The organism is Streptomyces sp. Ru72 (genome assembly GCF_002920635.1).
In the GTDB taxonomy this organism is placed as follows: domain Bacteria; phylum Actinomycetota; class Actinomycetes; order Streptomycetales; family Streptomycetaceae; genus Streptomyces.
The window spans coordinates 1-22,806 of sequence record NZ_PQSR01000069.1 but is presented as its reverse complement, the minus strand read 5'-3'; the positions used below and the strand labels follow the sequence as shown (position 1 = coordinate 22,806).

The window sequence follows — 22,806 nt, the reverse complement described above, 5'->3', positions numbered from 1 at the left end:
CCAAGGCCACCGCCCCGCGCCCCTTCAGGTGGCGCGCGGCAGCCCGCCGATCTTCCCCCGTCGGCGGGCTGCCGCCTTTTTTGCGTCTGAGCCCGCGCCGCTCTCGCGGACCCGGTTGCTCGACCCGTTCTGCGCCTGAGCCGGCGCCGCTCTCGCGGACCTGGTTGCTCGCCGTCGGGGTTCCTCAATCGATGGTTGCGGTGGTCGTCGGGGAGTTGTCGGTGCTGTCGGCGGCAAGGGGTGGGCTGTCAGCGGTCTGTCGGCGGCTGTAGGTGTGCTGTCGGTCGTTTGTCGGCGGGGGCTGACACCTTCGTGGCATGACGCGAATCGACAACATCCCGAAGGACGCCGCACCGGACGCGGCCGTCACCGTGCGGGGGCTGGTCAAGCACTACGGTGAGACCAAGGCGCTGGACGGCGTCGACCTCGATGTGCGCGAGGGCACCGTCCTCGGCGTGCTCGGGCCGAACGGTGCCGGCAAGACCACCCTCGTGCGCTGCCTGTCCACCCTCATCACCCCGGACGCCGGCCACGCCGTCGTCGCCGGCTACGACGTCGTACGGCAGCCGCGGCAGACGCGCCGCGTGATAGGCCTCACCGGCCAGTACGCCTCCGTGGACGAGAAGCTGTCCGGTTTCGAGAACCTCTACATGATCGGCCGGCTCCTCGACCTGCCCCGCAAGGAGGCCCGCGCCCGGGCCGACGGGCTCCTGGAGCGGTTCTCGCTCACCGAGGCCGCGAAGCGCCCGGCGTCCACGTACTCCGGCGGCATGCGCCGGCGCCTGGACCTGGCCGCCTCGATGATCGGGCACCCGGCGGTGCTCTACCTGGACGAGCCGACCACGGGCCTCGACCCGCGCACCCGGAACGAGGTGTGGACCGAGGTCAAGCGGATGGTCGCCGAGGGCGCCACCGTGCTGCTCACCACCCAGTACATGGAGGAGGCCGAGCAGCTCGCCTCGGAGCTGACCGTCATCGACCGCGGCAAGGTCGTCGCGGGCGGCCGCATCGACGAACTGAAGGCCAAGGTCGGCGGCCGTACGCTGCGCGTCCGCCCGGCCGACCCGGCGGAGCTGCGCCCGACGGCCACGGCACTCGACGAGTTCGGCCTCACCGGCCCCGGGAGCGCGACCGTGGACACCGGGACCGGCACCGTCCTCGTGCCGATCCTCAGCGACGAGCAGCTGACCGCGGTGGTCGGCGCGCTCACCGCCCGCGGCATCACGCTCGCCGGCATCTCCACCGAACTGCCCAGCCTGGACGAGGTGTTCCTCTCCCTCACCGGACACAGGACCGGTGCCCCGCAGGACGCGTCCCCCACCCGTGAGGAGGTCGCCGCATGAGCGCCACCACTTTGACCGCACCCACCGCACCCGCCTCCGAAGGCGGTATCGGACTGCGTGCGAACCTGCGCCACATCGGTGCCCTGGTCCGCCGCAACCTCTTGTGGATCCGGCAGGACCCGGAGTCGATGTTCGACGCGATCCTGTTCCCGATCATCTTCTGCCTGCTGTTCGTGTTCGTCTTCGGCGGCGCGATCGCGGGCACCCACAACCGGCACGCGTACGTCAACTACGTGGTCCCCGGCCTGATGGCGATGATGGGCATGAACATCGCGCAGGGCGTCGGCACCGGATTCAACGAGGACTTCCACAAGGGCGTGATGGACCGCTTCCGGTCCCTGCCGATCAGTCGTGCCTCCGTCCTGATCGCGAAGATCACGGTGGAGCTCGGACGGATGCTGTTCGCCACTGCGGTCCTGCTCGCGGTGGGCTTCATGCTGGGACTGTCGGTGTCGAACGTCCCGGGCCTCTTCGCGGCGATCGGACTGTCGGTCCTCTTCGGATTCGGGGTCATGTGGATCTTCCTGACCCTGGGCGTGGTGCTGAAGAGCGCCCAGGCCGTCCAAGGGATGGGGTTTCTCGTGCTGATGCCGCTGCAGTTCGGTTCGTCCATCTTCGCTCCGACCGACACCATGCCGGGCTGGTTGCAGGCGTTCACCGACTACAACCCGCTGTCGACGCTCGCGGACGCCGCCCGGGGTCTGATGAACGGGGGTCCGGTCGCCCACAGCGTGCTGATGACCCTCGCCTGGTCGGCCGTCCTCACGCTGGTCATGGCACCCATCGCCATCCGCAAGTTCAACAACAAGCGCTGACACCGGCGCGGGCACAGCCGGTCCACGTCACACGAGGGCGGTGGCCTCCTCCAGGGAGAGGCCGCCGCCCTCCGCGTAGGCGGACTCGTAGGCCGTGTCGCCGAGCGCGGCCCGGGCGGCCGTCTCCGCCCTGGCGCGTGCCTCGAGCTCCGCGGGCCCCCGGACGTGGCCGGGCGGCAGCAACCCGTCGGAGGCACCCACACATCGGGCGGCATCCCGGGCACGGCGCCCGCCGTCCACGCCGGCGAGCGCGATCGCCGCGGTCATCAGATGCACGGAGCCCATGTGCGGCGCGATCACTCTGCTCATCCGGTCGCCGGCCCGCGCGAGCGCCGTGCGCACCTTGGTGAGCGCCTCCTCGTACCGCGCCTCGACGGTGTACAGCCAGGCGTCCACGCCGATCAGGAACCCGTCGAAGACCGGGAAGGACGCGGCGCCGAACTCCTCGGCCGCCATCTGGAGCTGCTCGCGCGCCTCAACCACGCGGTCCGTCCGGCCGAGCCACATCGTCAGGAACATCCGGGCGAACGGAATGGCGTCCATCGGGCCGTGGCGTTCCTCGATCACCTGGCGCAGCAGCCGCTCGCCCCGCTCGGCCTGTCCCGCGTCCAGCAGGACACTGCCGAGGCGGGCGCCGAGCACGGCCGTCTGGGAGCGGGCCCCGAGCTGTTCCGCGTAGCGCTGCGCGGCCTCGTAGTCGGCCGCGGCGAGCAGGTAGTCGCCCCGGCGTTCACGGGCCTCGCCCCGCGCGGACATCGCCTCGGCCGCGCCCCAGGTGTCACCGAGGCGGCGGAAGATCTCCAGTGCCTCGTCCGCGGCCCGGGCCGCGTCGCCCGCCCAGTCGGCGCGGTTGGCGAGGATGTTGGCCCGCAGCTGCAGGATCTGGGCCAGCTCCCAGGGGTGGCCGAGGTCGCGGCAGGTGCGTACGGCCTCGTCGAGGACCACCAGCACCCGCTCCATGTCCGAGTTGAACAGGACGGCGAAGAACCACAGGAAACCGGGCACCCGGCAGATCTGCGGCTGACCGGGCCGATAGGTCTCGCTGATGACGCGCAGCTTCGCCCTGGCCTCGGGTGTCTCCCACGCCTCGGGGTCCATGTCCATGGTGGCGATGTGGACGAGGTGCGCGCCGCGGCGAGCCTCGTCCAGGACCTCCGGGCGCATCGGCGGCGGGCTGTCGGTGGGCGTCTCGGGCAGGTCGGGCACCGGGCGCGGCGGCCCCGCGAACGGGTCGGGGCCGAGCGCCATGACGGCGGTCGACCAGGCGCGGGCCTCGGTGCGCAGGTCCCGCATCTGCCAGTACCAGCACAGCGAGAGCAGCAGGCACAGCGCCTCCTGCTCGTCGCGGGCGGCAACGGCATGGCGCAGGGCGGTGCGCAGGTTCTCGTACTCCAGCTGGAGCCGTTCGATCGCCGCACGTTGTTGCGAGGAGCGCAGCAACGGGTCCGTGGTGCGGGCGAGTTCCCGGTAGTACGTGAGGTGCGCGCGCTCGGCGTCGGAGCGCTCACCCGACTCGTCGAGCCGTTCGCCCGCGTACTCGGCGACCGTCTCCAGAAGCCGGTAGCGCATCTCCCCGTCGCCCGACGGGGCGGCCACGACGAGGGACTTGTCGACGAGTGAGCCGAGCGCCTCCAGGGCGGCGGGCCCGCACACGGCCTCGGCCGCGATCAGGTCGCAGCCGCCGGAGAAGACGGACAGCCGGCGCAGCACCGTGCGTTCGTCCTCGTCGAGGAGGTCCCAGGACCAGTCGACGACGGCACGCAGGGTCTGCTGGCGGGGCAGCGCGGTGCGACTGCCGGAGGTCAGCAGCCGGAAGCGGTCGTCGAGCCGGTCGGCGATCTGGCGCGGGGTGAGCACGCGGAGGCGGGCGGCGGCCAGCTCGATGGCGAGGGGCAACCCGTCGAGGCGGCGGCAGATCTCGCCGGCGGCCTCGGGGTCGTCCTCGACACGGAAGCCGGACCGGGCGGCGGCGCCGCGGTCGGCGAACAGTTCCAGCGCGTAGCGCTGCGGCAGCGGTCCGACCGGGCGCAGCACCTCCCCGGGAACGCCGAGGGGTTCCCGGCTGGTGGCGAGGACCGTCAGACCGGGGCAGCGTTCCAGCAGGTGCGCGACGAGGCGGGCGGCGGCGTCCACGACGTGCTCGCAGTTGTCGAGGATGAGCAGCATGCGGCGCCGGGCGCAGTGCTCGGCGAGCCGGACGAGGGGGTCGTCGTGCCGGTCGGCGACGGCACGCAGCTCTTCGGCGCCGGCGCCGCGCAGCACGGTCTCCCGCGCGCCGACCGCGGTGAGTACGGCCTCGGGTACGGCCTCGGGGTCGTCGACGGGCGCGAGCTCGGCCAGCCACACTCCGTCCCTCAGTTCGTGCGCCACGCTCTCGGCGGCCTCCTGGGACAGCCGCGTCTTCCCGGCGCCACCGGGCCCGAGGAGGGTGACGAGCCGGGCGTGGGCGAGATCACCGCGAAGGGCGTCTATGTCGGCGTCGCGCCCGACGAACGAGGTGAGCCGGGCGCGGAGGTTGCCGGGCGGCGGGGGCGCGGCCGGGGCGCCCACCGGGGACGGGACCGAGGGGGGCGCCGCGGTGCCGGGGGCATGCAGCAGCTCCTCGTGGAGTGCGCGCAGTTCGGGCCCCGGATCGGAGCCCAGCCGGTCCGCGAGCAGCTGCCGTACGTCCTCGTAGGCGGCCAGGGCCTCGGCCGGGCGGCCCGCGTCGCGCAGCGCCCGCAGGCGCAGCGCCTGGAGGGGCTCGTCCAGGGGGTGGAGGTCGCACAGGGCGGTCAGTTCGGGCAGGTGCCGCTCGCCGTGGCCGAGGGCGAGCCCGGCGGTCAGGCGGGCGCGGCGCGCGTCGAGGCGGCGGGTCTCCCAGCGGGCGGCCTCGGCGGTGCGGTCGGGCAGATCGGCCAGGGCGGCTCCGTGCCACAGGGCGAGGGCGTCGTCCAGCACGACCGCCGCCTTCGCGGGGTCGCCGTCGGCCAGTGCGCGCAGGCCCTCCCCGGCGAGCCGCTCGAACCGGTGCAGGTCGACGTCGTCCGGCGCGGCGGCCAGCCGGTAGCCGCCGTCCACGGACTCCACGGCGTCCGCACCGAGTGCCCGGCGCAGCCGCCCGACCAGCGCCTGCAGCGCGCCGGGGGCGTCGACGGGCGGGTCGCCGTCCCACACCTCGTCGACGAGCAGGGCGGCCGGCACGGCCCGACCGGCGCGCAGCGCGAGCACGGTCAGCAAGGCACGCAGCCGCGCCCCGCCGACGGGCAGTGGCGTGCCGTCGGGGCGGAGTGCCTGGGTGGTACCGAGAAGGCGATAGCGCACGGGGGTCATTCTCTCCGCCACCGTCACCCGGGGTCACGGGGGTTTCCGTGTGGCGCGGCGCTGGCGCCGGAACTCGGCCCCCGGGCAGGACGTTTTCCCGGTGCGCCCGGTACGGTCGGGCCGTCGCCGTATGTGTACGAGACCAGGGAGACCCATGACCACCGCCGCCGCCCGGCGCAGTGACCGCAGGATCAGTCCCGTGTTCGTCGGGATCCTCGCCGTGACGGCGGTCACCGGCTGGGCCACCTGGAGCGGGTTCGCCGAGCAGCCCGGCGTCGCCGTGTTCCTGTTCGTGACGGCCGCCTGGGTGGTCTCCCTGTGCCTGCACGAGTACGCACACGCCCGCACCGCTCTGCACAGCGGCGACATCTCGGTCGGCGCGAAGGGCTACCTCACGCTGAACCCGCTGAAGTACACGCACGCCCTGCTGAGCATCGTGCTGCCGGTGGTCTTCGTGATCATGGGCGGGATCGGTCTGCCGGGCGGCGCGGTGTTCATCGAGCGGGGCCGCATCCGGGGCCGCTGGCGGCACAGCCTGATCTCGGCGGCGGGTCCGCTGACGAACGTGCTGTTCGCGGCGGTGTGCACGGCTCCGTTCTGGCTGCACGCGCTGGACGGGGTGCCCCGCGACTTCCGGTTCGCCCTGGCCTTCCTGGCACTGCTGCAGGTGACGGCCGCGATCCTGAATCTCCTGCCGGTGCCGGGCCTGGACGGCTACGGCGTGATCGAGCCCTGGCTGCCGTACGGCGTCAAGCGCCAGGTGGAGCCCTTCGCACCGTTCGGCCTGCTGTTCGTGTTCGCGCTGCTGTGGGTGCCGTCCGTCAACACCGCGTTCTTCGACGTGATCGACACGCTCCTGAACGGCCTGGGCATCGGCAACTTCGACCGCTACTGCGGTCAGGAGCTCTACCGCTTCTGGCAGGGCACCAACGAGTTCTGCTCGGTCAGCCCGTGACGGAGTTCGCCCCGTCCGACCGGCCCGCGCGGCCGCGCTTGACGTAGTACCAGGTCATGTTGGACGACACGCCCGCGAGCAGGATCCACACGACGCCGAGCCAGCTGCCCTGGACGAAGGAGACGACGGCCGCGGCCACGGAGAGGACGCAGACGGCGAGGGCGTAGAGGGCGAGGCGGGGCATGTCGGTCGGCTCCTGTCGGGGGACACTGCTCGGAATACTCGGAACTGCTCGGAATACTCGCAACTACCCGGAACCGCTCCGGCGACCAGTGTCCCCCATCGGGTCACACGTCCGTGATCCGGAGACCGGCGTGTGCCTTGTACCGCCGGTTGACGGAGATCAGGTTCGCCACCAGCGACTCCACCTGGTGGGCGCCTCGCAGCCGGCCCGCGAAGATGCCGCGCATGCCGGGGATGCGCCCGGCCAGCGCCTGCACGATCTCCACATCGGCCCGCTCCTCGCCGAGGACCATGACGTCCGTGTCGATCTGGTCGACCTCGGGGTCCTCGAGGAGGACGGCGGACAGGTGGTGGAAGGCGGCGGTGACCCGCGATTCCGGCAGCAGGGCGGCGGCCTGCTCGGCGGCGCTGCCCTCCTCCGGCTTCAGCGCGTAGGCGCCCTTCTTGTCGAAGCCGAGCGGGTTGACACAGTCGACGACGAGCTTGCCGGCCAGCTCCTCGCGCAGCGACTGAAGCAGCGGGCCGTGACCCTCCCACGGCACGGCGACGATCACGATGTCGCTGCGCCGCGCGGTCTCGGCGTTGTCGGCTCCCTCGATGCCGTGGCCGATCTGCTCGGCGGCGGCCTGCGCGCGCTCGGCGGCACGGGAGCCGATGATCACCTTCTGGCCGGCCCGGGCGAGCCGGTAGGCGAGGCCCTTGCCCTGCGGTCCGGTGCCGCCGAGCACGCCGACGACGTACCCGGAGACGTCGGGGAGGTCCCAGGGGTCCTTGGCTGGGGCCTTGGGTGCACTGTCGGTAGAGGTCATGGGCCGACTCTACGTGCGCCCCGGCCGGCCGCGCCGCTCAGGTGAGGACCGTCATGGGATCCGGCGGGAGGTGCCCCACCGGAGGGCTGGTGGTGGGCGCGGCGGTGCTTCTGTGGCCGGTGGTCCCGATCCGTCCCCGGGTCGGGGGAATTCAGTTGGGAACTCCCGCTCCCCGGGCGCAGTGTGCGGCAGGATGCCTGCGTATGGATGCCGTACGGGTCGCCTTGCTGCGGGAAGTGCTCGCCGGGACCGAGTGGCCGGTCGCCACCCGGCGGTTCGCGGGGACGCTGCGCGGATCCGTGGTGTCGCACGGGGGCGGGCTGCTGCTCGTCGGCACCCAGGACTACGAGCCGTGGCACCTGGCGGCGCACCTGGTCGACGAGGCGGCCTGGTCCGGTACGCCGGAGTTGTCCCCGACGTTGGTGCGGCACGCGGCGCGGGCCTCGGATCCGGCGCACCTGGCGGTGGGGCTGGGACGGCTGTCGGCGGCCCGGCGCGGGGAGACCCTGCTGGTGGTGTCGCCCGCCGCGCCGGGGGCGGGGCTGCTGGAGCGGGTCCACGACGCGCGGCGGGCCGGGGCGACGGTGCTGGCGCTGGACGCCGGGGACCGGGACCTGACGGCTCTGGCGCACGAGTCGCTGACGGTGCCCGAGGACACGGATCTGGACCTGGACACGGTGCAGCACCTGGTGAGCGCGGCGGTCGGGGAGAACCGGCTGCCGGCCCCTCGGGGCCGCCGCTTCCGGGACCGTCTGTCCCGGCTGGCGGACCAGTTGACGGAGCCGCCGCCGGCCAGGTGGTAGACGCCGGCGCGATGCCGCTGGCGGTGCTGCGCTTCCTCGCGGACGAGCTGGGCGCGGACTGGTCGCTGGGGCTGATGTATGCCGCGGTCCCGGCCGGGTCGCTGATCGTGTCGCTGACGAGCGGCTGGACGTCGCGGATCCACCGGCACGGGCTGATGGTGGTGCTCGCGGCGGCCGGGTGGGGGCTGGCGATCGCGGCGGTGGGGTTCACGCGGAACGTCTGGCTGGTGCTGCTGTTCCTCACCCTGGGCGGCTGCTTCGACATGGTCAGCGGGATCTTCCGGGGGGCGATGTGGAACCAGACCATCCCGGACGGGCTGCGGGGCCGGCTGGCGGGCATCGAGCTGCTGTCGTACTCGGTGGGGCGCAACTGGGCCAGGCCCGCTCGGGCGGCATTGCGGCGTGGACGAGCCGTCGGTGTGGTCGGGGGCCTGCTGTGCACGGGCGCGGTGGCGCTGCCGGCACTGTGCCTCCCGGCCCTGATGCGCTACGACGCCCGGACGAACGAGCACGCGGTCCGGCTGAGGGCGCAACGCGAGGCGGCGGGCCGGCCACCGCAGCGCGAGGCGGCGGGCTGACCACAGGTCTTCCCGCCGCCTGCGCCTCACTGGGCGTCCCCCCGGCCCTTTCGGGCGGGCGGACGGGGAATCTCCGCCGCGCAGCGGCGGAGGCGGCCCGCCCGGGTGAACGGCGGTCCGTCAGCCCCGGCTCAGTCCTCCCCCCGGTCCGCCGCCGGAGGCGCGTCGTGCCAGCGCGGGTCCGTCTCCCACTCGACGTTCCGCTCCCGTGCCGTCTCCATCGCGTGTTCCGCCTCCTGACGGGACGCGTACGGGCCGAAACGGTCCTTCGCCGGGCACTCCGGACCCTCCTCGACCTTCTGGTGGACCAGGCAGTAGTACCACTCGCCCGGCTTGCCGACCGTACGCTTCCTGAACAGCGCCATCGCAGGAGCTCCTTTCACCACGGCCATGGTCCCGCACGGCCGCTGGATAGACTCGCTGGCATGTCTGGCCAGTCGCTGCTCGTACCAGGAGAGCTGTCTCCCACCCGTTCCGTGCCCGGAAACATCCGCCGCCCCGAGTACGTCGGCAAACCGGCGCCCACCCCGTACACCGGGCCCGAGGTGCAGACCCCCGAGACCGTCGAGGCGATGCGCGTCGCCGGGCGGATCGCGGCGCGGGCGATGGCCGAGGCGGCGAGGATCATCGCCCCGGGCGTCACCACGGACGAGCTGGACCGGGTCGCGCACGAGTACATGTGCGACCACGGCGCCTACCCCTCCACCCTGGGCTACCGCGGGTTCCCCAAGTCGCTGTGCACCTCGATCAACGAGGTCATCTGCCACGGCATCCCGGACTCCACGGTCCTGCGCGACGGCGACATCATCAACCTCGACGTGACGGCGTACCTCGGCGGCGTCCACGGCGACACCAACGCCACCTACCTGGTCGGCGACGTGGACGAGGAGTCCCGGCTGCTCGTCGAGCGCACCCGCGAGTCCCTCGACCGCGCCATCAAGGCCGTCAGGCCCGGCCGTCAGATCAACGTCATCGGCCGCGTCATCGAGTCGTACGCCAAGCGGTTCGGATACGGCGTCGTGCGGGACTTCACCGGGCACGGGATCAACTCGTCGTTCCACTCCGGGCTGATCATCCCGCACTACGACAGCCCGCACGCGACCACGGTGATGCAGCCCGGCATGACCTTCACCATCGAGCCCATGCTCACCCTCGGCACGCACGAGTACGACATGTGGGACGACGGGTGGACGGTCGTCACGAAGGACCGCAGGCGGACCGCGCAGTTCGAGCACACGCTGGTCGTCACGGAGACGGGCGCGGAGATCCTCACGCTGCCGTAGACCACGCCGCACCCCCTGGAGCCCGCTCTGTCCACAGGGCGGGCTCTTTCGTGTGGACCGGGAGCGGATCGCGGGTAGGATCTTACCGACAGGGTGTCGGCAAGCCGCGCGGAGGTCCCATGAACACCCCGGAGACGGCCGGCACGGCCTTCTCGGCACTCATCCGCACCGCGTCACAGGACGAGCACCGGGAAGCGAACAGCTCCGCGTTCATCACCGGTCTGCTCGGCGGCAGGCTCGGCGTGGACGCGTACACGCGATACACGGTGCAGCTGTGGTTCGTGTACGAGGCCCTGGAGTCCGCCGCCGCGCGGCTGGCGGGCGACCCGGTGGCCGGGCCGTTCGTGCGGCCGGAGCTGTTCCGGCTGACCGCGCTGGAGCGGGACCTGGCGCATCTGCGCGGGCCCGAGTGGCGGGCGCGCCTGACGGCGCTGCCCGCGACGCGGACGTACGCGGACCGGGTGCGGGAGTGCGCCGAACAGTGGCCCGGCGGATACGTCGCACATCACTACACCCGCTACATGGGCGACCTCGCCGGCGGCCAGATCATCCGCGACACGGCGGAGAGGACATGGGGCTTCGCCCGGAAGGGCGACGGGGTCCGGTTCTATGTGTTCGACGGGATCCCGAACCCGGCGGCGTTCAAGAGGACGTACCGGACGCTCCTGGACGGCATCCGGGTCGACGACCTGGAGAAGCAGCGGGTCATCGCCGAGTGCCGGCGGGCGTACACACTCAACACGGCGGTCTTCCGGGCTCTGGGCGAGGAGTTCCCACGGAGTGCTTAGGGCCAGCGTGTCAGCGTTCCAGAAACACCCTGCCCCCGACCTCCACCCACCCCTCCGGCTGCGGCGCCGTGAGGATCTGCGAGCCCGCTCCCTGGCGGATGTTGAGCGCGCGGCCGAGTCGGGCCGTGAGCAGGAGCGCCGCCGCCCCCGTCGCCTCGTCCTCGACGATGCGGTCGTCGCGGCCGGGGAAGGCCCGGGCACGGATCCGGCCCGCCGACTCGTCCTCCCACGCCCAGGCGTAGACCCTCCCCCAGACTTCGTCCGGGGGGACCCCCATCTCGCTTCGCTCGCCCGGCGGCGGGACGGGCAGGCCGTCCACCTCGGCGGCCGTCGCGTACTGCCGCAGCGTGCACGGCGGCGCCCACTCCGGGCGGGCCTCGATCCAGCTGAACTCGCCGTCCTGACGCGCCCCCACCACACCGGCCGGAGTGACGAGTTCCGGCAGATCGAGCAGCCAGGCCGTGCCCACGCAGGGGTGCCCGGCGAACGGCAGCCGCAGCGTGGGCGTGTAGATGTCGATGATCCCGCGCTCGGGGTCGTCGACGAACACGGTCTCGCTGAAGCCGAGTTTGGCGGCGAACGCCTGCCGCTCGTCCCGCCCGGGCATCGGCGAACCGTCCCGGACGACGCCGAGTTCGTTGCCGTAGCCGCCGCCTGGTCCGCAGAAGACGCGCAGCACGTCGTAGTCAGTCACCGGCGCATTCAAACACCAACCGAGGACGAGGGGCGGAGCCCGGATGACCCCAGTGAGACCTGAATCACGGTCCGGGTGGGTATGAGGCAGGTAATGCTCAGTTAAATTAGGCAAGCCTCACCGAACCATTCTCCTTGGAGCTTGCATGCGAGCCGTTCGACTCTCCGTCGTCACCGCCGCCGCCACCGCGGCGGCTCTGACCGCTGTCACCGGATGCACGGAGAAGAGCACCGCTGAGGGATCCGACCGCGTGATCCGGGTGACCGCCACCGACTCCAAGTGCGAGGTGTCCAAGAAGGAGTTCCCGGCCGGGCACGTCGAGGTGGCGGTCGAGAACAAGGGCGCCAAGGTGACCGAGGTGTACCTGCTCTTCCCGGACGACCGGATCGTCGCCGAGCGCGAGAACATCGGCCCCGGCACCAAGCAGAAGGTCACCGCCGAGGTGAAGGCCGGCGACTACCAGATCGCCTGCAAGCCGGGCATGACGGGCAAGGGCATACGCCAGACCGTCAAGGCCACCGGCGGCGGCAGCGTCGCCAAGCGCGACCCTCGCCTGGACAAGGCCGTGGCCGCCTACCGCGCGTACGCGCAGGCGCAGGCCGACGAGACGCTGCCCAAGGTGAAGGTGTTCACCGACGCCGTGAAGGCCGGTGACATGGAGGCGGCGAAGAAGGCGTACGCCCCCTCGCGTCTCGGCTGGGAGCGCACCGAGCCCGTCGCCGAGTCCTTCGGCGACATCGACCCGAAGGTCGACGTCCGCGAGGACGGCCTGGAGGGCGGCCAGAAGTGGACCGGCTGGCACCGTCTGGAGAAGGCCCTCTGGCAGGACAAGAAGATCGGCGCCGAGGAGAAGGCCCTCGCCGACCGACTGGTGACCGACCTGAAGGAGTGGCAGGAGAAGGTCGGCACCGCCGAGATCACCCCGACCTCCATGGCCAACGGCGCCAAGGAACTCCTCGACGAGGTCGCCACCGGCAAGGTGACGGGCGAGGAGGAGCGCTACTCGCACACGGACCTGGTCGACTTCAAGGCCAACGTGGAGGGCGCGCAGAAGTCGTACGAGCTGCTGAAGCCGGTCGCCGGCGAGAACGACCCGGCGCTCACCAAGGAGCTCGACAAGCAGTTCACCGCGCTGGGCGCGCTGCTGGACAAGTACCGCTCGGACAAGACCTCGTACGACTTCGTCTCCTACGACAAGGTCACCAAGGACCAGCAGAAGGAGCTCTCGGACGCGGTGAACGCCCTCGCCGAGCCGCTCTCCAAGCTCGCCGCCGCGGTCGTGAAGTAGGCAGGGGGCAGGTCGATGACCGACATCCAGGGGAGCACTCCGTCGCGCCGGGCGCTGATCGGCTGGACAGGCGCCGGGCTCGCGCTCGGTGCCGCCGCGGCCGGTGGCGCGGTGGCGGCGGCCAATGCGGGCAACGACGTGGATCCGGCCGCAGCGGAGGCCGGTGGCGCGGTGGAGTTCCACGGCGCCCACCAGGCGGGCATCGCCACGCCCGTGCAGGACCGGCTGCACTTCGCCGCGTTCGACGTGAAGACCGACGACCGCGCCGAGTTCGTCCAGATGCTGAAGGACTGGACGGCCGCGGCCCGGCGGATGACGGCCGGGCAGGCCGTCGGTGACGGCGCGTACGGCGGGCTCGCCGAGGCGCCGCCGGACGACACCGGGGAGGCGCTGGGCCTCAAGCCCTCGCGGCTGACCCTGACGATCGGCTTCGGGCCGTCGCTCTTCGACAGGTTCGGGCTGAGGGACAAGCGCCCCGAGGCGCTGGTCGACCTGCCGCAGTTCCCCGGCGACAATCTGGACAGGTCCCGCACGGGCGGCGATCTGTGCGTCCAGGCCTGCGCGGACGATCCGCAGGTCGCCGTGCACGCGATCCGCAACCTGGCCCGCATCGGCTTCGGCAAGGTCGCCATCCGCTGGTCCCAGCTCGGCTTCGGCAAGACCTCCTCGACGACCCCGGACGCGCAGACGCCGCGCAACCTCTTCGGGTTCAAGGACGGCACCCGCAACATCGCGGGGACGGAAGAGGACCGGCTGAAGAAGTTCGTGTGGGTCGGTGACGGGGACGGGCCGGCCTGGATGACCGGAGGCTCCTACCTGGTCGCCCGGCGGATCCGCATGAACGTGGAGACCTGGGACCGGACCTCGCTGCAGGAGCAGGAGGACGTCTTCGGCCGGGACAAGCGCGAGGGCGCGCCGGTCGGCAAGGCGAAGGAGCACGACGAGCCGTTCCTGAAGGCGATGAAGCCCGACGCGCACGTCCGGCTCGCGCACCCGGACTCCAACGGCGGCATCACCATCCTGCGCCGGGGCTACTCCTTCACCGACGGCACCGACGGCCTCGGCCGCCTGGACGCGGGCCTGTTCTTCCTGGCCTACCAGCGCGACGTGCGCAAGGGGTTCATACCGCTCCAGCGCAGGCTGGCGGCGCACGACGCGCTCAACGAGTACATCCAGCACGTGGGGTCGGCCGTCTTCGCCATCCCCCCCGGCGTCCGGGACTCGGGCGACTGGTGGGGCCGCACCCTGCTGTCCGAGGAGGCGTAGCCCGTGTTCTCCAACTATCTGATCGGCCTGCGAGAGGGGCTGGAGGCCAGCCTCGTCGTCTGCATCCTGATCGCCTACCTGGTCAAGACGGGTCGCCGCGACGCCCTGAGGCCGATCTGGACCGGCATCGGCATCGCGGTCGTCATCGCGCTCGGCTTCGGCTGCGTCCTCGAATTCGGCTCCCAGGAGCTGACGTTCCAGGCGCAGGAGGCGCTCGGCGGCTCCCTGTCGATCCTCGCCGTCGGCCTGGTGACGTGGATGGTCTTCTGGATGCGGCGCACCGCCCGCCACCTGCGGTCCGAACTGCACGGCAAGCTCGACGCGGCCCTGGCGATGGGCACGGGCGCGCTGGTCGCCACCGCGTTCCTCGCCGTGGGCCGCGAGGGGCTGGAGACCGCCCTGTTCGTGTGGGCGTCGGTGCACGCGGCGAGCGACGGCACCCCGCGCCCCCTCCTCGGTGTAGCCCTGGGCCTCGCCACGGCCGTCTTCCTGGGCTGGCTGTTCTACCGCGGCGCACTGAAGATCAACCTGGCGAAGTTCTTCACCTGGACCGGCGGCATGCTGGTCGTCGTCGCCGCGGGCGTGCTCGCCTACGGCGTCCACGACTTGCAGGAGGCCGGCTGGATCCCCGGCCTGACGAGCCTCGCCTTCGACATCAGCGGCACCATTGCGCCGGACAGCTGGTACGGCACGCTGCTGAAGGGCGTCTTCAACTTCCAGCCCGATCCGACGGTCCTTCAGGTCACGGTGTGGCTGCTGTACTTGATCCCGACGCTCACGCTTTTCCTGTCCCCGGTAGGGTTCGCCTCCGGAAAGGGGAAGGTGAAGGTCACTGATGAGCAGGGAGCGCGGGGATCTCAGCCCTCGAACGCTGCGTAGTCCAGGCCGGTTCGCCCTGGCAACGGCGGCGGTGACGGTTCTGTCCGTGACGGCGAGCGGCTGTGTCGTGGTGCACGGCGAGCGGGAGGTCGTACCGACGGCGACACGCGCCGAGGCGGCCCGCGCGCTGAAGGACTTCCTCGCCGCCTACAACAAGGCGGACAAGACGTACGACCGGTCTCTGGACGCGGCCCGGGTCACCGGTGCGCTCGGCGCCATCGACGGCGGCAAACTGGAGGCCGGCCACAAGATCAACCCGGGCGGAAACCCCGGCCATGTGCCGCTGAAGCTGACCGACGCCAAGTTCACGATCCCGCGGAAGGCCGGCTGGCCGCGCTGGTTCGTCGCCGACACCCGCGCCAACAAGGGCAGCGCGGACGCCCATTGGCTGCTCGTCTTCACCCGCTCCGATGCGAGCAAGGTGTGGGCGGTGTCGTATCTGACGATCCTCGCGCCCGGTGACGTACCGGCGTTCAAGACGGACAAGGACGGCTGGGCCGAACCCGTCACCGCGGACGACCCGGCACTCGCCGTCCAGCCCCGGAAGCTCAGCACCGCCTACGCGACCTATCTGCAGAACGGCGGGGACATGTTCGCCCCCGGCCCGCACACCTCGCAGTGGCGCGCCACCCGGCTGAAGAACGCGAGCAAGCCCGGGCTCGCCCGGCAGTACATCGACGAGTCCCTGACGAACGGCGACTACGCCCCGGTGGGGCTGCGCACCACGGACGGCGGCGCGCTGGTGTTCTTCGCCACACACCACTACGAGAGGCAGACGGCAGCGCAGGGCGTGAACATCAACGTCAGCGACCCGAACATCAAGGCCCTGCTGACCGGGGAGGTCAAGCAGTCCCTGATCCTGGAGTACGTGTCGAACCAGGCGGTGCTGGATCCGAGGAAGGGCCCGGTGAAGTTCGTGAGCCGGGTGGAGGGGCTCACGGGGGCAGAAGGGGAGTAAGGCGAGTGGCGCAGCGACGGGGGTCGTCGCCGGGGCTCAGCCCCGGTGCGGCCAGCCCGCCAACTCGCTCTCCTCGCCCGCGTACCGCGCGCACGCGTCGGTGAGCACCTCGAGCAGGCTCAGCGGATCCGGCAGCACGTGCTCCGGCCCCCGCACCCACTCCACCGACAGCTCCCCCGGCAACTGCGCCGGAGGCACCAGCACGTACGACCCCCGGCAGTGCCACCGCAGCCCGGGGTGCTCGTCCATCGTCTCGGGGTGGCAGTCCAGTTCGCACGGCCACCACTCGTCCTCGTCCTCGGGCGTGCCGCGGGTCAGGGTGAAGAACAGCATGCGGCCGTCCCCGGTGGTGGCGACCGGACCCACCTCGACACCTGAGGCGAGCAGCCGGTCCAGGGCCTCCTCGCCGGCCTCGCGCGGGACGTCGAGCACGTCGTGCACCATGCCGGTGGCGGTGATGAAGTTGGCCTGCGGCTGGTGCCGGGCCCATCGCTCGATCTGCGCGCGGTCCGTGGTGGACTGCGTCTGCCAGGCGAAGGAGACGGGGTGCCGGGCGGGCGTGGGACACCCGACGCGGTCGCAGGAACAGCGGTATCCGACAGGGTGGGCGGCAGGCGCGAGCGGCAGCCCCGCGGCGGCGGCAGCCAGCAGCATCGTCTCACGGCCGCCGTCGCCGGCGTCCTCCTTGAGACGGGCGGGACGTCGTCCGCGCAGCCACTGGGAGATCCTGCCCTGCACGCTCGTGCGGCGGCCGAAGTCTGCGCTCATCTATCCCCTCGCCTCGCTGCTGTGTCTTGACAGCATGCCCTATGGTCCCACCGTCCTGCGCGCGGGGTGACCGAAGTTGCCTACCGGGACGGGCAGGCTGATGCCAACTGCGGTGCACCATCAGGGGACATCGGGGCATTTCATCCGGTCTGTCCATGCTTATCGTCGCGGGACGCGGGCCAGGCGTCGCCCCAATCCGCGTCGCGGGCGGCTCTGTAGAGCGGCCCGTGGCGCTTGGTGACCGTGTCGCGGTGCAGGGACTCGTCCGGGCCGCACAGGTCGAGGAGCACCTGGCCCTTGCGGATCTGGGGACGCCGGACCACTCGGGAGGCGGCGGGGCGCACCGGGAAACGGGTCGCGGCCACATAGCTGAACTTCTCGTCCTCGTACGCAAGCGAGCCGCCCTTGACCTGGCGGTGCAGCGAGGAACGGCTGACCCGGGCCGAGAAGTGGCACCAGTCCTCGCCGGGGGCGATGGGGCAGGCGGCGCTGTGCGGGCAGGGGGCGGCGATGTGGAAGCCGGCGCGGATCAGGCGGTCGCGCGCCTCGATCACGCGGGCGTAGCCGTCGGGGGTGCCGGGTTCGACGATCACGACGGCCCGGGCGGCGGTGGCCGCGGCGTCGACGACGGCGGCCCGGTCGGCTTCGGTCAGCTCGCCGAGGACGTACGAGACCGTGACGAGATCAGTGCTCTCTATGCTGAGCGCCGATCCGATCCGAGAGCGTCGCCACTCGGCGGCCTTGAGCGCCGGATGGGCGGCGGCGATCTCCCGGCCGAGCGCCAGCGCGGGCTCGGCCCAGTCGAGCACGGTGACCGGACGCTCCCCGCCCCAGGTGGCGCTCACGGCCCAGGTCGCGGCGCCGGTCCCGCCGCCGACGTCCACGTGGCTCGCGGGCACCCAGCCGGGGGCGGCGTCCGCGAAGGCGCCGAGCGCCGCGGACACCGCCTCGAAGGTCGCGGGCATGCGGTAGGCGGCGTAGGCGACGACGTCGGAGCGGTCCCGCAGCACGGGTGCGTCGGTCGGGGTCCGCCCCCGGTAGTTCGCGATCAGCCGGTCCACGGCCTGCGCGGCCTGCCGGGACGGAAGCCCGTCGAGCAGCCGGGAGAGGGCGGCACGGAGGGCGTCGGCTGGGGAGTCGGGGGCGTTCACGTGCCGATTCTAGGGCGGTGAGCGGTGCTCACTTCGGAGAGCAGGAATCTCTGTAGCTCTGCCGCCCCGTGGGCGGCCGGCCCCGCTGGGAGGTGTCCAGCGGGGCCGGCCAGTGGTGCGTCACCAGGGGGTGACCGTGGAGCCGACGGTCGGGGCTACTTTCCTTCGCCGGGCATGACCACCGCGGACAACACGGCGGGCACGGCACCGACAAGCAGCATGACCACGGGCCAGGACGTGGCCGAGAGGACTCCGGGGATGACGAGGGGGGTGAGGAAGGCGCCGGTGAACACCATCGTGTTCTCCAGCCCCAGGGCGGTCCCGGAGCGCTCCTTCCCCGCCATGATCGCGATTTCGGCGTAGTGCACGCCGTGCCAGCCGCAGGAGAGCAGGCCGGCCACCACCATCAGCGCGGCCGCGATCCAGGCGGGTCCTGACTGGCACAGCGCGAGTCCGACGAAGCAGGCGGCGATGATCCAGCTGTAGACGATGACAACACTGCGGCGGTGCCGGCCGCCCCGGCTGTCCGTCCAGCGGCCGCTCCACACCCGGGAGACGGCTCCCAGGGCCTGGACGGCGAAGAGCAGACCGGAGATGGCGGTGATGCCGATCCCGTGCACGGCGTGCAGGTAGATCGCGGCGAACGACAGCACCGTGAACTGCGGGAAGTCGAGCAGGAAGGCGCTGAGGGAGATCCGCCAGATCTTCCAGCGGCGCAGCGGGCTGACACTGGTGTTCCTGTGTCCCGCGGTGGGCAGCGGCGGCTCGTCCAGCCAGCAGACGATGGCGACGGTGGCGACGAGCGCGAAGGCGGTCAGGAAGCCGAAGACGCCCCGGAAGCCGACGCTCATGGCGAGGGCGGGCAGGGTGAGCGCGCCGATGGCGCCGCCGAGGGGGACGGCCGCCACGCGGAGGCTGATGGCGAAGCCGTGGTTGCCGGGTGGGAACCAGCCGAGGACCGCCCGGCCCGAGGCGCTGTTGACGCAGCCGCCGAGAGCGCCGGCGAGCAGCAGAACGGTGGCCAGAAGCCAGGACGGCGGGGTGTGTCCCCCGGTGGGCACGAGGAAGACGGTGGCAGCCCCGAGGCACACCGTGGTACCGGCCAGGCCGGTGATGAGCGCGGCCCGTTCGCCGAACCGGTCGGTGAGCACGCCCCAGATGATCTCGGTGACGGCGGCTCCGCAGGTCAACGCGGCGAGGACGAGCCCGAGCTGCCCGGTGGAGTAGCGGTAGTCGGACTGGAGGACCGCGCTGGCCATGGGGATTCCCTGGAAGGCCGCGCTGAAGGCCGCCTGCGCGAGGATGCCGATTCCGAGGATGCCCCACTTGTAGTGGGGGGAGTGTGTCTTGCCCGACCTGCCGACGGGGAGGGGGTCCGCCGTGCGGACGACGGGTGCCGTCGTGATCTGTTGGGACATCGTCTTGGAGAGCTTTCTACTCGGGGGGAAGCGGGGGCCTGTGAGGGGGCAGGTCAGGAGGCGGTGACCGGTGCGCCGTCCAGGGCGAGTCCGGTGTCCGGGAGTTCGCCGGGCAGCAGGGCCTCGGTGCGCTTCTCCCGGATCACGAGCAGGGTGCAGCCACGGGGGCTGCTGACCCGGTGGATGCTGCCGGGCTTTTCGAGGACGAGGCAGCCGGGTCCATAGACATCGCCGTTGTCGTTGCGCAGTTCCCCGTCCACGACGACGATCAGTTCGTAGCCGAGGTGGCGGTGGAGGTCTCCGTGTGCGCCGGCGCCGAAGCGCGCGAGGTAGGCCTCGGCACCGTCGGGGCCGGTGTCCTCGGCGGTGTAGAGCCAGTGCACGTCGACCGCCTGGCGTCCGGGCTGGACGTAGGCCTGCCATGTCAGGCGCTCGAGGTCCGTGCCGTGGAGGAGATCGCGGATGACGAGGACGTCGCGGCGCTGGGGGGTGTGGCCGGTCACGGTCATGGGGGTGCCTTTCGGATCGCTGTGGCTTAGGCCGTGTGCCGTGTCGGCTCCGGTGGCGCGCAGTCGCGCGCTCACCTCGGAGCGGCGGATCTTGCCCGACGTGGTGCGGGGCAGCGCATCGGTGAAGGAGGCGCTGTGTACGCGCAGTGCGCGCGTGACGTGGAGGTCGACGTGGCCGAGGAGTTCTGCTTCCGTGGCGTCGGTGCCGGGCTCGAGCTCGACCACGGCGTGCGCGGCGAGCGTCAGTGCCGGGTGGGGCACCGGTACCACGGCGGCCGCGCGAACGGCGGGGTGGGTGCGCAGGATCGCTTCGAGTTCGTACGGGGAGACGCGGTGCCCCCCGGACTTGAAGACGTCGTCGCGGCGTCCCAGCAGCCGTACGTACCCGTCGGACGCCAGAACCGCGGAGTCTCCGGTCGCGTACCGGTCGTGGGTGAGGACCTGCCCGGTGCGCTCGGGGTCTCCGTCGTAACCGGCCATGATGCCCACGGGCCGATCGGCGAGTTCGACGTACAGCTGCTCGTCACGGACGCTCAGGTTCCAGCCGGGCAACGGCTTGCCCAGCCAGCCGGGCTTGTGGGGCAGTCCGGGCGTGGTGCCGACGAGGGCGGTCGTCTCCGTCTGGCCGTAGCCTTCGCGGATGGTCACGCCCCATTCGGCTTCGATGACCTCGGTGACGTGCTGGGCGAGTGGTTCGCCGGCGGTGGTGGCTTCGCGCAGTCGCGGTTGGGCGGTCGAGGCGTGCGCGGCGAGCCTGGTCCACTGGGCGGGAGGAGCGCACAGGCTGGTGATGCCTCGTTCTTCCAGGAGCCGCGGCAGCTGCCCGGACTCGATGTGCTCGGTGGAGGGGACGACGAGGGTCGCCTCGGCGGTGAACGGGACGAAGAAGCTGGACCAGGAGTGCTTGGCCCAGCCGGGCTCTGAGATGTTCACGTGCCGGTCGCCGGGGATCAGGCCGTTGAAGTACATCGAGGACAGGTGTCCCACCGGGTACGAGGCGTGGGTGTGGACGACGAGCTTGGGCGCGGAGGTGGTACCGGAGGTGAAGTAGGCGAAGGCCGTGTCCGACGCCGGTGTCGGGCCGGTGGGCAGGTAGGAGGTGGAGACCTGGTAGGAGTCGTCGTAGGGGTGCCAGCCGTCGACGGGAGCACCGACCGCGATGCGCGTCAGGGTGTGCGGGTCCAGGCCGCATGATGCGAAGAGGGGTGCGAGTTCGCTGCGGCAGATCACGTGGCGGACTCGGCCGCGCCTGAGCCGGTCGGAGGCTTCCTTGCGGGTCAGGGACGTGTAGGTGGGGATGGCCACGGCTCCGGTCTTCAGGCAGGCGAGGAGCGTCTCCCACAGCTCGATCTGTGTGCCGAGCACGATGAGCACTCGGTCGCCGCGCCGTACGCCTGTGTGGGTGAGCCAGTTGGCGAGCTGGTCGGAGCGGGTGGCGAGGTCCTGGTAGGAGATCCGCTGGTCCCGGCCGTCTGCTCCGATCAGTTCCAGCGCGGTGCGCCGGTTGTCCTGGGCGATGACGTCGAACCACTCCAGTGCCCAGTTGAAGTGGGTCGGGCGGGGCCAGGAGAAGGCCCGGTGGGCGGCTTCGTGGTCGGCGCGCAGTTCCAGGAGCAGGTCACGGGCGCGTCGGAAAGCGGCGTGGGCGGGGGTGCTGCGATGCGTGGAGTGTGCCGTGCCGCGGTCGTCTCGGGCCGTCGTCATGCTCGGGTTCCTTCCAGCGTCCGGTGGGCTGCCGGCCGCGGGAGCGCTGCGAGCGCGTCCTGTGCGATGGTGTCGGCGTCCCTGGTGAAGTCGGTCCATGGACCGGGCCGTGCGGACCCGACCTGCATGAACCAGCGCTGTCCTTCGGAGGGGATGCCGAGTACGTACACTCCCTCCGCGGCCGTTCCCGTCGCGGTCACGGGCCGGTACGGACTTGCTGTCGTCGCCACGCCTCCGGTGACGGATCCGCCGTCGCCCCGGTCGTTGGCCCAGGGCGTCCACAGACCGGTGTCGCGCAGGTGCCGGGTGAGCGGCGCGGTGTCGCGGTCGAGGTCCGGTGCGGGGATGCGGGCGTCGACGAGTGCCTCGCAGTGGTGCAGTGAGCCGGCGACCTGTGGGGATCGGACGGTGAAGTACCCGCTTGCCTCGTCCGCGGCGAACTCGGCCGACGGACCCGCCACCCGCAGGACGCCCGCCTCGAGCAGTGCGCGCGTCTGCCGCAGCCGCTGCGCTGGAGGGCCTGCGGCCAGGAAGGAGCTGAGCGGGGCGAACCAGCCCAGGAAGTCGTCACGGTGCGATGCGGCGGTCAGGCCGTCGAAGTCGACCGCGCGCCTTATGGTTCCCCGCACGTCGCGCAGGACGTCCAGGGCTGCCTTGCGGGGGCCGTGGAAATTGCCCAGCCCGGCGTGTTGGAGGTCCTCGTCGATCACCTGTCCCAGGGCTGCGCTGAATGCGGCGGGGCTGTCGAAGCTGCGGCCGGCGAAGGGTCGTGCCAGGCCGTCCACGTCCAGGGGAGGCAGACCGTCGACACCGAGTTCCGTGGCCGCGGCGCGGATGATGTCGTCCGCCGCGTGGGCTGCCGCGCTCTCGACGAGGGAGGCCGCACGTGTCAGGAACTCCTGTTCGGCGCGTTCCCCGAGCCGGGCGCGCACCGCGGTCGCGTAGTAGACGAGTTGCATCTCCGCGTGCAGCCAGGGCCATATCCGTGCACGGAAGTCGAGGGGCCTGCCGGGAGCACGCAGGGCGGCGACCCGCTCCGGAGTGAACAGCCGTGCCGTGTAGCGCCACAGCGGGCCCTTCTGGTTGAGGCCGCGAGCCGGCAGCGGCACTCCGGACCGTGAGCCCGCCACCAGGACGGGTTCGAGGCCGGAGGGCAGATACCGCAGAGCCTTGTCCGGGCCCTCGCGGAACTGACCGCCGCGGCCGGTGGTCAGGGCCGCGACGATGTCGTAGAACGTCAGGCCCATCCCGAGGACCGCCACGCGGGCACCGGGTGCGATGCGCTCCAGGGGCATGTCGGCCGAGCTGTCG

Annotated in this window: 19 protein-coding genes and 2 pseudogenes; 11 read left to right on the top strand and 10 right to left on the bottom strand. The window is 71.8% G+C overall.

Features of this window, described 5'->3' with window-relative positions:
• The first annotated feature begins 317 nt into the window (after positions 1-317).
• Entirely contained in the window at positions 318-1,343 is a 1,026-nt protein-coding gene (locus C3488_RS26905) for an ATP-binding cassette domain-containing protein (RefSeq protein ID WP_103843513.1), read from the top strand.
• Entirely contained in the window at positions 1,340-2,158 is an 819-nt protein-coding gene (locus C3488_RS26900; RefSeq protein WP_103843512.1) for an ABC transporter permease, read from the top strand. Before C3488_RS26905 ends, C3488_RS26900 begins: the two co-directional genes overlap by 4 nt.
• Before the next feature lie 27 nt (positions 2,159-2,185).
• Here C3488_RS26900 and C3488_RS26895 read toward each other — a convergent pair whose 3' ends face one another.
• Positions 2,186-5,470, bottom strand: coding sequence for a BTAD domain-containing putative transcriptional regulator (locus tag C3488_RS26895; RefSeq protein ID WP_103843511.1), 3,285 nt, complete (start codon positions 5,468-5,470; stop codon positions 2,186-2,188).
• A 145-nt stretch (positions 5,471-5,615) separates the two neighbouring features.
• Here C3488_RS26895 and C3488_RS26890 point away from each other — a divergent pair, with 145 nt between their 5' ends.
• Positions 5,616-6,416 (top strand): site-2 protease family protein, encoded by an 801-nt coding sequence (locus C3488_RS26890; protein ID WP_103843510.1) that lies wholly within the window; start codon positions 5,616-5,618, stop codon positions 6,414-6,416.
• Here the strand turns inward: C3488_RS26890 and C3488_RS26885 are convergent.
• Positions 6,406-6,600 (bottom strand): hypothetical protein, encoded by a 195-nt coding sequence (locus tag C3488_RS26885; protein WP_103843509.1) that lies wholly within the window; start codon positions 6,598-6,600, stop codon positions 6,406-6,408. The genes C3488_RS26890 and C3488_RS26885 overlap by 11 nt on opposite strands.
• Before the next feature lie 103 nt (positions 6,601-6,703).
• Positions 6,704-7,408: an NADPH-dependent F420 reductase gene (gene npdG, locus C3488_RS26880; protein ID WP_103843508.1), complete on the bottom strand. Its 705-nt coding sequence runs from the start codon at positions 7,406-7,408 to the stop codon at positions 6,704-6,706.
• Positions 7,409-7,611: 203 nt separating this feature from the next.
• Between npdG and C3488_RS26875 the strand changes: the two genes are divergently transcribed.
• Entirely contained in the window at positions 7,612-8,211 is a 600-nt protein-coding gene (locus C3488_RS26875; protein WP_103843507.1) for a hypothetical protein, read from the top strand.
• Positions 8,212-8,219: 8 nt separating this feature from the next.
• Positions 8,220-8,789: pseudogene (locus tag C3488_RS26870) on the top strand (MFS transporter); the annotation flags it as partial.
• 131 nt (positions 8,790-8,920) lie between these two features.
• On the opposite strand, the gene C3488_RS26865 reads toward C3488_RS26870, so the two are convergent.
• Positions 8,921-9,154 (bottom strand): hypothetical protein, encoded by a 234-nt coding sequence (locus tag C3488_RS26865; RefSeq protein ID WP_103843506.1) that lies wholly within the window; start codon positions 9,152-9,154, stop codon positions 8,921-8,923.
• Positions 9,155-9,214: 60 nt separating this feature from the next.
• On the opposite strand from C3488_RS26865, the gene map reads away from it, so the two are divergent.
• Positions 9,215-10,072 (top strand): type I methionyl aminopeptidase, encoded by an 858-nt coding sequence (gene map, locus C3488_RS26860; protein WP_103843505.1) that lies wholly within the window; start codon positions 9,215-9,217, stop codon positions 10,070-10,072.
• A 119-nt stretch (positions 10,073-10,191) separates the two neighbouring features.
• The gene (locus C3488_RS26855) at positions 10,192-10,860 is read left to right on the top strand and encodes a heme oxygenase (biliverdin-producing) (RefSeq protein WP_103843504.1); all 669 of its coding nucleotides are present in this window, start codon (positions 10,192-10,194) and stop codon (positions 10,858-10,860) included.
• Between the two features lie 10 nt (positions 10,861-10,870).
• Here C3488_RS26855 and C3488_RS26850 read toward each other — a convergent pair whose 3' ends face one another.
• Complete coding sequence (locus C3488_RS26850) at positions 10,871-11,554, bottom strand: PhzF family phenazine biosynthesis protein (protein WP_103843503.1); 684 nt, start codon at positions 11,552-11,554, stop codon at positions 10,871-10,873.
• A 145-nt stretch (positions 11,555-11,699) separates the two neighbouring features.
• Here C3488_RS26850 and efeO point away from each other — a divergent pair, with 145 nt between their 5' ends.
• From efeO to C3488_RS26830, 4 genes are read left to right on the top strand one after another with little or no spacing between them, the layout of a single operon-like run.
• Entirely contained in the window at positions 11,700-12,842 is a 1,143-nt protein-coding gene (efeO, locus tag C3488_RS26845) for an iron uptake system protein EfeO (RefSeq protein WP_103843502.1), read from the top strand.
• A 15-nt stretch (positions 12,843-12,857) separates the two neighbouring features.
• Positions 12,858-14,108, top strand: a complete 1,251-nt coding sequence (gene efeB, locus C3488_RS26840; protein ID WP_103843501.1) for an iron uptake transporter deferrochelatase/peroxidase subunit — start codon at positions 12,858-12,860, stop codon at positions 14,106-14,108.
• A 3-nt stretch (positions 14,109-14,111) separates the two neighbouring features.
• Positions 14,112-14,987 carry an iron uptake transporter permease EfeU gene (gene efeU / locus C3488_RS26835; RefSeq protein ID WP_103843500.1) on the top strand — a complete coding sequence of 292 codons (876 nt, stop codon included), beginning with the start codon at positions 14,112-14,114 and terminating at the stop codon, positions 14,985-14,987.
• 46 nt (positions 14,988-15,033) lie between these two features.
• Positions 15,034-15,945 (top strand): hypothetical protein, encoded by a 912-nt coding sequence (locus tag C3488_RS26830; RefSeq protein WP_374955461.1) that lies wholly within the window; start codon positions 15,034-15,036, stop codon positions 15,943-15,945.
• Positions 15,946-15,981: 36 nt separating this feature from the next.
• On the opposite strand, the gene C3488_RS26825 is transcribed toward C3488_RS26830, so the two are convergent.
• The 5 genes and pseudogenes from C3488_RS26825 to C3488_RS40750 form a co-directional block, all read right to left on the bottom strand.
• The gene (locus C3488_RS26825; protein WP_103843498.1) at positions 15,982-16,713 is read right to left on the bottom strand and encodes a bifunctional DNA primase/polymerase; all 732 of its coding nucleotides are present in this window, start codon (positions 16,711-16,713) and stop codon (positions 15,982-15,984) included.
• A 140-nt stretch (positions 16,714-16,853) separates the two neighbouring features.
• Positions 16,854-17,864, bottom strand: coding sequence for a small ribosomal subunit Rsm22 family protein (locus C3488_RS26820; RefSeq protein ID WP_103843497.1), 1,011 nt, complete (start codon positions 17,862-17,864; stop codon positions 16,854-16,856).
• 155 nt (positions 17,865-18,019) lie between these two features.
• Entirely contained in the window at positions 18,020-19,282 is a 1,263-nt protein-coding gene (locus C3488_RS26815; protein ID WP_103843496.1) for an MFS transporter, read from the bottom strand.
• Between the two features lie 53 nt (positions 19,283-19,335).
• Positions 19,336-21,495, bottom strand: coding sequence for an AMP-binding protein (locus C3488_RS26810; protein ID WP_103843495.1), 2,160 nt, complete (start codon positions 21,493-21,495; stop codon positions 19,336-19,338).
• Positions 21,492-22,806: pseudogene (locus C3488_RS40750) on the bottom strand (hypothetical protein); the annotation flags it as partial. The gene C3488_RS26810 and the pseudogene C3488_RS40750, both read right to left, overlap by 4 nt.

Bases quoted from the DNA above. Each gene is read 5' to 3' on its own strand.
- C3488_RS26885 (WP_103843509.1), bottom strand. From the start codon at position 6,600: ATGCCCCGCCTCGCCCTCTACGCCCTCGCCGTCTGCGTCCTCTCCGTG.
- efeO (WP_103843502.1), top strand. From the start codon at position 11,700: ATGCGAGCCGTTCGACTCTCCGTCGTCACCGCCGCCGCCACCGCGGCG.
- C3488_RS26815 (WP_103843496.1), bottom strand. From the start codon at position 19,282: ATGTCCCAACAGATCACGACGGCACCCGTCGTCCGCACGGCGGACCCC.
- C3488_RS26855 (WP_103843504.1), top strand. From the start codon at position 10,192: ATGAACACCCCGGAGACGGCCGGCACGGCCTTCTCGGCACTCATCCGC.
- C3488_RS26895 (WP_103843511.1), bottom strand. From the start codon at position 5,470: ATGACCCCCGTGCGCTATCGCCTTCTCGGTACCACCCAGGCACTCCGC.
- C3488_RS26890 (WP_103843510.1), top strand. From the start codon at position 5,616: ATGACCACCGCCGCCGCCCGGCGCAGTGACCGCAGGATCAGTCCCGTG.
- efeB (WP_103843501.1), top strand. From the start codon at position 12,858: ATGACCGACATCCAGGGGAGCACTCCGTCGCGCCGGGCGCTGATCGGC.
- C3488_RS26825 (WP_103843498.1), bottom strand. From the start codon at position 16,713: ATGAGCGCAGACTTCGGCCGCCGCACGAGCGTGCAGGGCAGGATCTCC.
- C3488_RS26900 (WP_103843512.1), top strand. From the start codon at position 1,340: ATGAGCGCCACCACTTTGACCGCACCCACCGCACCCGCCTCCGAAGGC.
- C3488_RS26875 (WP_103843507.1), top strand. From the start codon at position 7,612: ATGGATGCCGTACGGGTCGCCTTGCTGCGGGAAGTGCTCGCCGGGACC.
- C3488_RS26905 (WP_103843513.1), top strand. From the start codon at position 318: ATGACGCGAATCGACAACATCCCGAAGGACGCCGCACCGGACGCGGCC.
- C3488_RS26865 (WP_103843506.1), bottom strand. From the start codon at position 9,154: ATGGCGCTGTTCAGGAAGCGTACGGTCGGCAAGCCGGGCGAGTGGTAC.
- C3488_RS26810 (WP_103843495.1), bottom strand. From the start codon at position 21,495: ATGACGACGGCCCGAGACGACCGCGGCACGGCACACTCCACGCATCGC.
- map (WP_103843505.1), top strand. From the start codon at position 9,215: ATGTCTGGCCAGTCGCTGCTCGTACCAGGAGAGCTGTCTCCCACCCGT.
- npdG (WP_103843508.1), bottom strand. From the start codon at position 7,408: ATGACCTCTACCGACAGTGCACCCAAGGCCCCAGCCAAGGACCCCTGG.